This is a genomic window from Tritonibacter aquimaris (assembly GCF_009617595.1).
Taxonomy (GTDB): Bacteria; Pseudomonadota; Alphaproteobacteria; order Rhodobacterales; family Rhodobacteraceae; genus Epibacterium; species Epibacterium aquimaris.
The window spans coordinates 38,469-51,218 of record NZ_WIXK01000002.1 but is presented as its reverse complement, the minus strand read 5'-3'; the positions used below and the strand labels follow the sequence as shown (position 1 = coordinate 51,218).

The window sequence follows — 12,750 nt, the reverse complement described above, 5'->3', positions numbered from 1 at the left end:
CTTAAAGGTCCGGGGTTTCCTGAAATCCTTCAAACCCTTTGGTGGTTTCGACCACGCTTGCATCGTAATGTGCGATCAGTGGCATGATAAAGGGTTCAACTTCTGCACACCAGACTGGACCCTCATAAAACGCATCCTTGATCCGTTCGCGCTCCTCAAGGCTCGAGAACGCCCGCATCCAATGCACTTTGTCAGGATCCTCGAGATCACGCATGGGTCCAAAGATCAGCATGCCCGCGTCACGCAAAGCGCCTCGGTTCACGGTTTCAAAGAACCGAATGAACTCTTCGCGTTTTCCGGGATGCAAAGTATAGCGGCGAATCTCGATAATCATGAGCGACCATCCGGTAGATCAAAAATCGATTGCGAGGCCTTTTTTCTCCCAATCGCCATAGCGCACAGGCTCAGGGCCATCGCGTCCGCCCAGTTCTGTGGGCAGCGGCGCGTTCGCCTCAGCGGCCAGTCTGCGTTCCTCTGCCTCGGCCAGCGCGCGCTGGGCGGCGGGGGGCAGATCTTTCCATTCGTCTTTGATATTTACAGTTGCGTCAGCCATTGACGGGTTCCTTTATGCTCACGCCATGATATATGCGCCTCTTCACAAGGGACAAGATACTTCCTCAGCTCAAAGGAGCCCAGGGTGACAGACGCAATTCAGGCGCGCCGCAGCGCGGTTTATTTGTTGGATCAAGTTCTGGGACAGCAGCGGCTCCTGGCAGAATGCTATGCTGCGGGTGTGCTGGAACGGTTGACGCCGGAAGATCGGGCGCGCACCCAGCGCCTTGCAAACGAGACCCTACGCAACCTTGAACGCGTCGACAAGATCCTTGCGAAGTATCTGAAAAAGAATACGCCGCTGCATGTGAGAAACGCTCTGAGATTGGGCGTATATGAGCTTTGTGCAGGTGGGGCTGCTCATGGGGTGGTCAATTCCATGGTCAATATTGTGTCCCGCCACAAACACCACGGCGCTCTAAAAGGGCTGGTGAACGCAGTGTTGCGCAAAGTGGCTGCGAATGGCCCAGATGAATGGCAAAAACTGCGCCAGCCGCGCCTGCCCAAGTGGTTGCGTGGCCCGCTAGTGGAGGCCTGGGGGCGCGATGCGGTTGCAGGTATTGAGGCTGTTCATGCCGCGCCCGCGCCATTGGATATAACGCTGAAGCCGGGAGGCGAATCAGACCTGGATGCAGAGCTGTTGCCAACCGGTTCCCTGCGTCGCGCAGAGGCCGGGCAGGTCTCGGCGTTGCCGGGTTATGATGCGGGGGATTGGTGGGTGCAGGATGCAGCCGCAGCTTTGCCTGCGCGTTTGCTGTCGGCCCAGCCTGGTGAGACTGTACTTGATCTTTGTGCTGCACCGGGTGGGAAAACCATGCAGCTCGCTGCGGCTGGCGCCACAGTCTCTGCGTTGGATGTGTCAGAAACCCGCCTGACTCGTCTGCGGGAAAACTTGGAACGCACCGGCCTCAAGGCGGATGTGATTGTGGGCGACGCCTTGGAGCATCAAGGCCAATATGATGCGGTGCTTTTGGATGCACCTTGCTCTGCCACCGGCACCATTCGCCGCCACCCGGATCTGCCGCATGCAAAAGATGGCAGCGATTTTGGCGCTTTGATCAATCTGCAGGCGCAGATGCTTGCCCATGCCTGGAGCCTGGTGAAACCCGGCGGGCGTCTGGTGTTTTGCACCTGTTCGCTATTGCCCGACGAAGGAGAATGCCAGGTTGAAGACGCGCTTGAGATGTTTGCTGACATGCAGGTGGATCAAAGCACGCTCGCCGATCTTGGTGTTGATTCGGATTGGATCACCGAAGAGGGCGGTCTGCGACTGCGCCCGGATTACTGGGCAGAACGTGGCGGCATGGACGGGTTTTATATGGCACTTTTGCGTAAATCCGCCTGAGCTGGGTGCGACGCATATCAAAGTGCGGTGACTTGCGACGTCTTGCAGGTTAAGCTCGCTGGAAAAGGGCTGCGATTACACGCGCCTAGGCGGACTATTGAGACGATTTGAGCATGTCACACTACAGTCGCATCCCCAGCAATGCCACCCGACTGATGAACCGGTGGTACGCGTTTCGTGCCCGCAAACAGCCTGCGGCCACTGGGTTTGTCTCCAATCCTGAGCCCCGCACCATTGGCAGTTTTGCCCGCGGGCGTCAGCTGGTGGCAGGCAATCTGCTGTTTGCGGGTTATCTTCTTGAATCTCAGACTACGGGATTGTGGGAAGTAGAGGCCCCCGATCAGGCCTTTGATGCGGAACGTCACGGGTTTTCCTGGCTGGATGATCTGGCGGCAGTGGGGGATCTGACTGCGCGGCACAAGGCGCAATCCTGGGTCTGGGGCTGGATTGAGACCCACGGCAAAGGCGGCGGTATCGGCTGGAGCCCGGATCTTACAGGGCGGCGTATCATTCGCTGGATCAACCACGCGCTGTTTCTCATGGCGGGGCAGGACAAGGCCGCCCATGATGCGTTTTACCTGTCGCTCTCGCGTCAGACCTGGTTTCTCGCCCACCGCTGGCAGGGGGCAATGCCGGGCCTTCCCCGGTTTGAAGCGCTCACAGGGTTGATCTACGCAGGTCTTGCATTGGAAGGGCGCGAAGAACTGGCAGAGCCCGCGATCAAAGCGCTGTCGCAGGAGTGTAAGACCCAGATCGATGCGCAAGGTGGCCTGTCCACCCGTAATCCCGAAGAGTTGCTGGAAGTTTTCACCCTGCTCAATTGGTCTGCTGCTGCACTACAGGACATGGGTCGCCGTGTAGCTCCTGAACATATCGCCGCCATTGAACGCATCGCCCCGACTTTGCGCGCGCTGCGCCACACCGATGGAGGTCTTGCGCGGTTTCATGGTGGTGGGCGCGGTCTTGAAGGGCGGCTGGATCATGCGCTGGCGGCAAGCCATGTCAGCCCGCGTCTGGCAGATCGCGTCAGCTCGACAGAGCTGCGCATGGGCTTTTCCCGCCTCTATGCCGGGCGGACGTCTATTGTAATGGATGCCTCTGTGCCGCCCGAAGGGGATGCATCGTTTAATGCTCATGCTTCGACATTGGCGTTTGAACTTACATCCGGGCGCAGGCCGCTCATTGTGAATTGCGGCTCTGGCGAAACCTTCGGTCTTGAGTGGCGCCGCGCTGGCCGGGCCACCCCGTCACATTCCACGCTGTGCCTTGCGGGGCATTCGCTTGCGCGGCTTGAAACGCCACATAAGGTCAGTAAACGCGAAGCCATGGTGGGTGGCCCAACCCGCGTGCCCTTTGATGTGGAGCTCAAGGAAGACAGTACCAAAGTCGACGTCGCCCACGATGCCTATAATGGCAACTACGGACTGACCCATGCGCGCACGCTTGATCTGACAAACGATGGTCGCGTGCTGAATGGTGAAGATCTGCTGCTTGCGCTTGATGATCCTGCCAAACGTCGGTTTGGCCGCGCGAAACAGCAGGCAGGCACCACCGGGCTGGGATTTGACATCCGATTCCACCTGCATCCGGATGTGGATGCGCGGGTGGATATGGGGGGGGCAGCGGTGTCGCTTGCGCTCAAAAGCGGGGAAATCTGGGTGTTTCGTCAGGATGGATCCGCCAATCTACGCCTCGAACCCAGTTATTATCTGGAAAAAGGCCGTCTGAAGCCTCGCGCTTCCAATCAAATTATTCTATCTGGCTACGCGATAGAGTACGCGACGCGCATCCGCTGGGTGCTGAGCAAGGCCCAAGACACCGCTATTGCCGTTCGCGACATCAACCGGGACGAGCCCGACAGTTTTGATTGAGCCTGACGAAGGACTGCCACACCATGACCAATCTGCATCCCGTGCGCCGCGCGTTGCTTTCTGTTTCTGACAAAACCGGCCTGATTGACCTCGGCAAAGCGCTTGCTGCGCGTGGGGTTGAACTCCTGTCCACCGGCGGCTCTGCCAAGACGCTGCGTGATGCGGGCCTCACCGTGAAAGACGTGTCCGATGTGACCGGTTTCCCGGAAATGATGGATGGCCGTGTTAAAACCCTGCACCCCAAGGTGCACGGCGGTCTGCTGGCCCTGCGCGACAACGACAGCCACGTTGCAGCAATGTCTGAACATGGCATTGGTGAAATCGATCTGCTGGTTGTGAACCTTTACCCATTTGAAGCAGCGCTGGAGCGTGGTGCGGATTATGCCGAGATGATCGAAAACATCGACATCGGTGGCCCCGCAATGATCCGTGCAGCCGCCAAAAACCATGGGTTTGTCACCACCGTTGTGGACGTTGAAGATTACGACGCGCTGCTGGCTGAACTGGACGCAAACGACGGTCAGACCTCTTATGCGTTCCGTCAGAAACTGGCACAGATCGCCTATGCCCGCACCGGTGCCTATGATGCAGCCGTGTCCACCTGGATGGCCGGTGCCATTGGCGAAGAAACCCCGCGCCGCCGCGTATTTGCGGGTGAGATCAAACAAACCCTGCGCTATGGCGAAAACAGCCACCAGAAGGCTGCGTTTTACACCGATGGTTCCGCCCGTCCCGGTGTTGCCACCGCCGAGCAGCTGCAAGGCAAAGAGCTGAGCTACAACAATATCAACGACACCGACGCGGCGTTTGAGCTGGTTGCGGAATTCAACCCGGCTGAAACCGCGGCCGTTGCGATCATCAAACACGCCAACCCTTGTGGCGTTGCAACCGGCGCGACCCTGACCGAAGCCTATCAAAAAGCGTTCGACTGTGACCGCACGTCGGCGTTCGGTGGCATTGTAGCGCTGAACCAGCCGCTCGATGCAGCCACCGCCGAAAAGATCGTTGAGATCTTTACCGAAGTGGTCATCGCCCCCGGTGCCTCTGATGAGGCCAAAGAAATCTTTGCCGCCAAGAAAAACCTGCGCCTGTTGCTGACCGATGGGCTGCCTGCACCGCGCGCAGCGATCACCGCCTATAAACAGGTTGCCGGCGGTGTTCTGGTTCAGGACAAAGACGTGGGCTATGTGGGCCTGGACGATCTGAAAGTGGTCACCGAGAAGAAGCCAACAGATGAACAGCTGCAAGACCTGCTGTTTGCCTGGAAAGTGGCCAAACACGTGAAATCCAACGCCATCGTCTATGTCAAAGACAATGCCACCGTTGGTGTTGGCGCGGGCCAGATGTCGCGCCTGGATTCCGCAAACGTTGCCGCCGCCAAGGCCGAGCGTATGGCCAAGGAACTGGGCCTGGATGACAGCCTCGCCAAAGGCTCTGCCGTGGCTTCGGATGCGTTCTTCCCGTTTGCCGATGGCCTGCTCGAAGCGGCAGCCGCTGGCGCGACCTGTGTGATCCAGCCAGGTGGTTCCATGCGCGATCAGGAAGTGATCGACGCGGCCAATGAAAATGGCCTGGCGATGGTCTTCACCGGCATGCGCCACTTCCGTCACTAAACCACAGGGATCGGCGACATGCGTTTGATGGTAGCTGCCACTTCACTGGCTTTTGGTCTCGACCAGATCAGCAAATATCTGGTGATCTACCGGATGGAGCTGGCTGAGCGTTACGCCATCGATGTGCTGCCGCCGATCCTGAACTTTCGCTACGGCGAAAACACCGGCATCAATTTTGGCTTGTTTGATGCTGGTGCAGATATCGGGCGTTGGATTCTGATTGGAATCTCAATCGCCATCTGTATCGCGCTTTCGATCTGGACCGGGCGCCAACCTGCGCACCGCGGTATGCGTTTTGCCGCAGGTCTGGTGATTGGTGGCGCGCTGGGCAATGTCTACGACCGGCTGCTCTATGGCTATGTGCTCGATTTTCTCAATATGTCCTGCTGCGGCATCAATAATCCGTTTGTATTTAACGTAGCGGATGTCTTTATCTTTGGTGGGGCGGCAGGTTTGATCCTGTTTGACAGCCAGCTGAAAAAGCCTGCGTGACCTCGCGCAGAAAATCAGATAAGACCCGAGAAACGGACAGGAGTTTGGGCAGATGCGGATCTCTAAAACAGTGATAGGTCTTGCGCTTGTTGTTGCGGTTTCAGCCTGCGGCAAAGGCGGTCTGCGTGCCTTGGATAATCCAGGATCCGGCCCCGATGAATTCCTGATTCAGCCGGTGAAACCATTGGAAAACCCCGACAGTTTTGCGGCCCTGCCCGAACCCACACCCGGTGGCGCCAACCGCACCGATGTGAACCCAAAAGCTGAGGCGATTGCAGCACTTGGTGGGAACCCGGCGGCTGAATCCGCGCCAGCGGCCACGGCTGATACCGCACTTCTGGCGGCAACAGGGCGTTATGGCGTAGATGGAAATATCCGTCAGGATCTGGCCGAAAAAGACGCAGAATTCCGTCGTCGTGAGAAAATCACCGCAAATATCAAGCTGTTCCCAGTGGATCGTTACGCCGATGCTTACCGTCGTCAGGCGCTGGATCCCTATAAAGTGAACAACGCTTATCGCAATGCGGAAACCGGTACTCCAACAGCACCACCACAACCCTAATAGTTAAAATCTGCTCAAATCCCCGCCATCGGCCTTGTTCTGCGCCGTAAGCCACGTACATTTCTGGGCGATGGTCGTGCTTGTGGATGTGTCCTTGACGTAATAGGCAACCCCCAGCAGATCTGACAGCGGCGCCCCTCGCCGCAGGTCTTTTGACGGAGGACGATATATGATCCGGCGGATCACATGTGCAGCGTTTGTGGCTTTGGGCCTTGCAGCTCCAGCCAGCCAAGCCGAAGAGGCACAGGTCAGCACCTTTACATTGGAAAACGGCATGGACGTTGTTGTGGTCGAAGATCACCGCGCGCCCGTGGTGCAGCAGATGGTTTGGTATCGTACTGGCTCAGCCGATGAGCAGCCAGGCGTTTCTGGCATCGCCCATTTCCTCGAGCACCTGATGTTCAAAGGCACCAAAACGCTTGAACCCGGTGAGCTTTCAGCCACCGTGGCGGCCAATGGCGGGCGCGACAATGCGTTCACCAGCTATGACTACACCGCCTATTTCCAGCGTGTCGCGGCAGATCGCCTTGAGCTGATGATGCAGATGGAAAGTGACCGGATGGTCAATCTGCAGCTCACCGAAGAAGACGTGCTGACTGAGCGTCAGGTGATTCTCGAAGAGCGCAACCAGCGCACTGACAATGACCCCGCCGCGCTGTTTCGCGAACAGATGAGCGCGGCACAGTATCTTAATCATCACTACGGGTTGCCAATCATCGGCTGGCGCCATGAGATGGAAGAGCTGGATCGGCAGGATGCGCTCGCTTTCTATGAGCAATACTACGCGCCCAACAATGCCATTCTGGTGGTCTCCGGTGATGTGAACCCGGATGAGGTGCATGCGCTGGCACAGAAATACTACGGTGTGATCCCGGCCAATCCCGAACTGCCCACTGAGCGTCTGCGCAGCCAGGAGCCGCCACAAACCACAGCTCGCCGTCTGACGTTTAAAGACCCGCGTGTGGCGCAGCCCTATGTGATGCGCACCTATCTTGCGCCTGAACGTGATGCGGGCGCGCAGGAAAAAGCCGCAGCGCTTTATCTGCTCTCGCAGCTTTTGGGCGGTGGCAGCACCTCCTATCTGACCAATGCCTTGCAGTTTGATCAGCAGCTTGCGGTTTATACGGCCGCCTACTACCGGGGCACGGCGCTTGATGACACCACTTTCACGTTCCTTGTCGTTCCCGCACAGGATGTGAGCCTTGAAGACGCAGAAGCCGCGCTGGATGCAACGCTCGCCGCCTTTGTCGAAGATGGTATTGATCCCGAACAGCTTGATCGCATCAAGCTGCAGCTGCGCGCCGATGAAATTTACGCGCGCGATGACGTGGACCGGATCGCCAACCGCTATGGCAGCGCGCTGGCCACTGGCCTTACGGTTGAAGACGTGCGCGCCTGGCCCCAGATCTTGCAGTCTGTTACCGCAGATGAGATCATCGCAGTGGCCCGCGAAGTGCTGCGCCCGGAAACCTCGGTCACCGGCTATCTGATGCGCGATGAGGAGGTAACCCAATGAAACCTTTTGCTCTGATTGCAACTGCTTTGGCGGCTCTGACCCTTGCGTTTCCAGCGGCTGCGATCGAAATCCAGGAAGTAGAAAGCGAAAGCGGCGTCAAAGCCTGGCTGGTCGAAGATCATTCGATCCCCTTTGCCGCGCTTGAGCTGCGCTTTCGCGGTGGTACATCGCTTGACGCCGAAGGCAAACGCGGCGCCATCAACCTGATGACGGGTCTTTTGGAAGAAGGCGCTGGGGAGCTGTCAGCACAGGATTACGCGCGCGCGCTTGAAAGCCTGGCAGCCAGTTTCTCCCATAGCGCAGGCCGCGATTCTGTGTCGATCTCGGCCCGCTTCCTGAGCGAGAACCGCGACGAAGCGGTTGAACTGCTGCGCCAGACCCTGCAGGAGCCGCGTTTTGATCAAGACGCGCTGGATCGGGTTCGGGCGCAGGTGTTGGCCGGGCTGCGTTCAGAAGAAAAAGATCCCAATGACATCGCAGGCAAGACCTTTGCCACCATGACCTTTGGTGATCACCCCTATGGTACGCCCGAAAACGGCACGCAGGAAACGGTGGCCGCGCTGAGCCGCCAGGACATCTTTGACGCCCATGAACGCGTCTTTGCCCGCGACCGCGTTTATGTATCCGCGGTGGGTGACATCACGCCTGAGGCGCTCAGCCAGATCATGGAAGATCTGTTGGCTGATCTGCCGGAAACGGGTGCACCACTGCCTGCCGAGATCGATCCAAGTTTCACCGGCGGTGTTCATATCGTTGATTTTGACACGCCGCAGTCTGTCGCGCTGTTTGGCCAGCCCGGTATGGAACGCGAAGATGAGGATTTCTTTGCGGCTTATGTGCTCAACCATGTTCTGGGAGGCGGATCTTTTGAAAGCCGTCTGATGAATGAGGTGCGGGAAGAGCGCGGCCTTACGTATGGCATCAACTCTTATCTCTTGCCGCGAGATCTTGCTGCGACCTATCTGGGCTCCTTTGCCTCTGCGAATGGTAAAATGGCCGAAGCGGTTGAGGTTGTTACAGAAGAGTGGCGCAAGATCGCAAGCACAGGCGTCACCGCTGAAGAGCTGCAGGACGCCAAAACCTATCTGACTGGCGCATATCCACTGCGCTTTGATGGCAATGCGCGGATTGCTTCGATCCTGGTGGGTATGCAGATTGATGGGCTGCCGATTGACTATGTCGATACCCGCAATGACAAGATCAATGCAGTGAGCCTGGAAGACGTCAACCGCGTTGCAGCCGAACTCTATGATCCCGCACAGCTGCAGTTTGTCATTGTTGGTCGTCCGGAAGGGCTGCAGCCTACTCAGTAAGCGCGGATCAGGCGCACCCAAACGGAAAAAGAGCGCCCAAAGTGGCGCTCTTTTGCTGTATATGTCCCTGTTCTTTGAACAGGGCCCGCTGGTTTACGGGGCGGATGTTATTCGCCGTAGGGCACCCAGATGTTTTTGATCTCTGTTGCTTCCTGCAGAATGCGCTTGCTGTGATCTTCATCCCAGTTCAGCGCAGAATTCACCCATGTGCGTTTCAGGTTGCCCGCACTTTCGCGTTCGACCACCGCCGCCAGCTCGCCTGAGGAATGCGACCAGACCGCATCGACATTCAGATGGCTGGCCAGGGGGGCGGCCAGATCGGTATGGGCGCCTGTTAGGATGTTCACCACACCCGCAGGCACGTCCGAGGTTTCCAGGATCTGATAGAAATCGGTCGCAGCCAGTGGAAACGGCTCTGACGCGGTAAGAACCACGCGGTTGCCCATAGCAATGGCCGGTGCCATCAGTGACACCAATCCCAGAAGTGGCGCATCATCCGGGCAGAGCGCCCCGATCACACCCACAGGTTCCTTCATCGCCAGTGCCACACCCCGGATCGGCACGCCGTGTACCTGACCGTCGTATTTATCGGCCCAGGCCGCTGCAGAGAACAGGCGCTGAATCGCGTGTTCTACCTCCACCGCACCCGTTTTGCCGCCGCGCATCCCATCAAGGCGCGCGGCAAATTCATCGGCACGCGCCGAGAGGTTTTCACCGATGTAATAAAGTATCTGCGCCCGCAGATGGCCCGTGGTCTTGGCCCAGTTCGCGGCATTTGCCGCGGCCTCAACCGCGTTGCGCACATCCTTGCGGCTGCCTTCGCCCACATGACCCAGCAGATCCCCTTTGGGGCCATAGATCGCACGGGAGTAGCCGCTGTCGGGGCGGGCCTGTTTGCCACCGATGTACATTTTGGCCGTACGGTCCAACGCACCGACCGGCGCGCCGCTGCCTTCAAATGCCCGCACGGGTTTGTGTTTCACAGGTGCCTCGGGGCGTTTGCAATAGGCCTCCAGCCCCTCCCAGCCGCCTTCACGACCAAAGCCGCTTTCACGCACGCCGCCAAAGCCAGCCGCCGCATCAAACAGGTTGGTGCCATTGATCCACACCACCCCGGCGGCAAGTTTGGGCGCAATATCCAGCGCGAGGTTTACATTCTCGCTCCAGACCGTTGCTGCCAGACCGTAGCGGGTGTTGTTGGCAAGCTGCACCGCTTCAGATGGGGTGCGGAATGTGGTCGACACCAGCACCGGGCCAAAGATCTCTTCCTGCATCAACGTGTCAGCGGGGTGCAGATCCTCGATCAGGGTGGGGGCAAAGAAACAGCCTTCCTTGGGCAGATCGATCTGGGCCTGATACATTTGGCCGACAGTGTTGGCCTCTATCATTTTCTGGATGGCGCTCAGCTGTACCGGATCCACCACCGCGCCCACATCTATACATTTATCCAGCGGGTTGCCGAGGCGCAGACGATCCATTCGCGCCTTCAGTTTTTGGTGAAACGTTTCCGAGATGCTTTCCTGCACCAAAAGCCGCGATCCTGCGCAACAGACCTGACCCTGATTGAACCAGATCGCATCCACCAGACCTTCAACGGCTGAGTCGAGATCCGCATCGTCAAACACGATGTAAGGGGATTTCCCCCCCAGTTCGAGCGTCAGCGATTTGCCACTGCCCGCCGTGGCCGCCCGGATTTTGCGCCCAACCGAAGTGGAGCCGGTAAAGGCGATCTTGTCGACCTCTGCGCCCACGATCATTTCACCCACCGCACCATCACCGGTCACGATATTCACCACACCTGCGGGCACGCCCGCTTCAGAGCAGATTTCCGCAAACAACAGCGCCGTGAGCGATGTGTATTCCGCAGGTTTCAACACCACGGTGTTGCCCATGGCCAAAGCAGGGGCCACCTTCCATGCAAGCATCAACAGCGGGAAGTTCCACGGGATGATTTGGCCACAAACCCCCAGCGCTTTGGCACCGGGCAATTCGCTGTTCATCAGCTGCGCCATGCCCGCATGGTAATAGAAATGGCGCTGCGCCAGCGGGATGTCGATATCGCGCGCTTCGCGAATGGGTTTGCCATTGTCGAGCGTTTCCAGCACCGAAAACAGGCGGGCATGTTTTTGCAACAGCCGCGCCAGCGCATAAAGAACGCGCGCCCGCCCCGGCCCGCCAAGCGCTTCCCATTTGGGCTGCGCCTTGCGCGCCGCAGCAACGGCGGCCTCCACATCTGCTTGGCTGGCCTGGCTGATCTGCGCAAGCTCTGCACCCGTGGCCGGATTGCATGAAGCAAACGTTTCGGCGGCGTCAGTAAAGGCTCCAGCAATGAAATGGCCAAAGGCGCGATTGTGTTTATCCAACCAGGCCTGCGCGGCGCTGTCGCTTTCAAGGGCGGGGCCATAGTCCATGGTGTCAAAGATCTCTTTTACAGTCATTTCAAATCGTCCTCAGCCCATCGCGTGGCGGTTTGATGCGGAATAGGCGCCGGTGATGTGGTGCTCAAGCTGGCGTTCAATATCGCCCAACAGCGATGATGCGCCAAAACGGAACAGATCTGGTTGCAGCCAGCGATCGCCTAGCTCTTCTTTGATCAGGCTCAGATAGACCAGCGCGTCTTTCGCCTTGGAGATCCCTCCCGCAGGTTTATAGCCCACATAGAAACCGGTGCGCGCGTGGTAGTCGCGAATAGCGCGGATCATCACCAGGGATACGGGCAGGGTGGCGTTGACGCTTTCTTTGCCGGTCGACGTTTTGATGAAATCAGCGCCTGCCATCATGCAGATGCGTGAGGCGCGCGCCACATTGCGCAAAGATCCCAGCTCACCCGTGGCCAAAATGGCCTTCACATGGGCATCGCCACTATGGGCGCGAAAGGCTTTCATCTCATCGTATAGCGCCTGCCAGTCGCCGCCCAGCACATGGCGGCGCGAAATCACAATGTCGATCTCCTGTGCGCCGGCGTCCACGCTTGCGTCAATTTCCGCAAGGCGTAGCGGTAGGGGTGAAAGGCCCGCGGGAAAGCCCGTAGACACAGCCGCCACCGGAATGCCGGTGCCATCAAGCGCCTTGACGGCGGTTTCCACCATATCGTGATAAACACAGACTGCGCCAGTGTGCAGCCCGTCAAAGCCAAGCGCATTCAATAGTTCTGCCCGCACCGGCTGACGCGCCTTGGCACAAAGCCTGCGCACCCGTGCGGCGGTGTCATCACCGGATAGCGTGGTCAGGTCGATCAGGCTGATCGCTTTCAACAGCCACGCGGCCTGATGGTCTTTTTTGACGCTGCGACGGCCGGGCAGCTGGGCGCAGCGCCGTTCAATTGCGGATGTATTGGCCTGAGCAGCAAGCGCCCAATCCAGATCCAGCGCCGTGCCTGCATTGCGCACAAGCTCTTGGTGGGATGCGGTCATGGTTGTCCTCATAGATCTGCGCTGGACCCTGACACGCAGTTCTTGCTGTTTCAACCAAAGCCCATCGCGAACC

11 protein-coding genes are annotated in these 12,750 nt (G+C 58.4%); 7 read left to right on the top strand and 4 right to left on the bottom strand.

The window, feature by feature from the left end:
* Nucleotide 1 precedes the first annotated feature (1 nt).
* Together GG681_RS03785 and GG681_RS03780 are read right to left on the bottom strand one after the other, a co-directional pair.
* Complete coding sequence (locus GG681_RS03785) at nt 2-334, bottom strand: NIPSNAP family protein (protein WP_153545277.1); 333 nt, start codon at nt 332-334, stop codon at nt 2-4.
* Nucleotides 335-352: 18 nt separating this feature from the next.
* A complete protein-coding gene (locus tag GG681_RS03780; protein WP_153545275.1) occupies nt 353-553 on the bottom strand; it encodes a DUF1674 domain-containing protein in 201 nt (66 codons plus the stop codon).
* Nucleotides 554-637: 84 nt separating this feature from the next.
* Between GG681_RS03780 and GG681_RS03775 the strand changes: the two genes are divergently transcribed.
* The 7 genes from GG681_RS03775 to GG681_RS03745 all read left to right on the top strand — a co-directional run bounded on the left by GG681_RS03775 (nt 638) and on the right by GG681_RS03745 (nt 9,264).
* The gene (locus tag GG681_RS03775) at nt 638-1,897 is read left to right on the top strand and encodes an RsmB/NOP family class I SAM-dependent RNA methyltransferase (protein WP_328593253.1); all 1,260 of its coding nucleotides are present in this window, start codon (nt 638-640) and stop codon (nt 1,895-1,897) included.
* Between the two features lie 113 nt (nt 1,898-2,010).
* Nucleotides 2,011-3,768 carry a heparinase II/III family protein gene (locus GG681_RS03770; RefSeq protein WP_153545273.1) on the top strand — a complete coding sequence of 586 codons (1,758 nt, stop codon included), beginning with the start codon at nt 2,011-2,013 and terminating at the stop codon, nt 3,766-3,768.
* Nucleotides 3,769-3,791: 23 nt separating this feature from the next.
* On the top strand, nt 3,792-5,381 hold the full coding sequence (gene purH, locus GG681_RS03765; protein ID WP_153545271.1) for a bifunctional phosphoribosylaminoimidazolecarboxamide formyltransferase/IMP cyclohydrolase: 1,590 nt from the start codon (nt 3,792-3,794) through the stop codon (nt 5,379-5,381).
* A gap of 18 nt (nt 5,382-5,399) precedes the next feature.
* On the top strand, nt 5,400-5,873 hold the full coding sequence (lspA, locus tag GG681_RS03760) for a signal peptidase II (RefSeq protein WP_153545269.1): 474 nt from the start codon (nt 5,400-5,402) through the stop codon (nt 5,871-5,873).
* A 52-nt stretch (nt 5,874-5,925) separates the two neighbouring features.
* Nucleotides 5,926-6,435, top strand: coding sequence for a DUF3035 domain-containing protein (locus GG681_RS03755; protein WP_153545267.1), 510 nt, complete (start codon nt 5,926-5,928; stop codon nt 6,433-6,435).
* A 169-nt stretch (nt 6,436-6,604) separates the two neighbouring features.
* On the top strand, nt 6,605-7,951 hold the full coding sequence (locus GG681_RS03750; RefSeq protein ID WP_153545265.1) for a M16 family metallopeptidase: 1,347 nt from the start codon (nt 6,605-6,607) through the stop codon (nt 7,949-7,951).
* Complete coding sequence (locus GG681_RS03745; protein ID WP_153545263.1) at nt 7,948-9,264, top strand: M16 family metallopeptidase; 1,317 nt, start codon at nt 7,948-7,950, stop codon at nt 9,262-9,264. The genes GG681_RS03750 and GG681_RS03745 overlap by 4 nt, the downstream gene beginning before the upstream one ends.
* Nucleotides 9,265-9,371: 107 nt before the next feature.
* Here the strand turns inward: GG681_RS03745 and GG681_RS03740 are convergent, their stop codons facing one another.
* Entirely contained in the window at nt 9,372-11,702 is a 2,331-nt protein-coding gene (locus GG681_RS03740) for an aldehyde dehydrogenase family protein (RefSeq protein ID WP_153545261.1), read from the bottom strand.
* 12 nt (nt 11,703-11,714) lie between these two features.
* The gene (gene deoC, locus GG681_RS03735) at nt 11,715-12,677 is read right to left on the bottom strand and encodes a deoxyribose-phosphate aldolase (protein ID WP_235899722.1); all 963 of its coding nucleotides are present in this window, start codon (nt 12,675-12,677) and stop codon (nt 11,715-11,717) included.
* Nucleotides 12,678-12,750 lie beyond the last annotated feature (73 nt).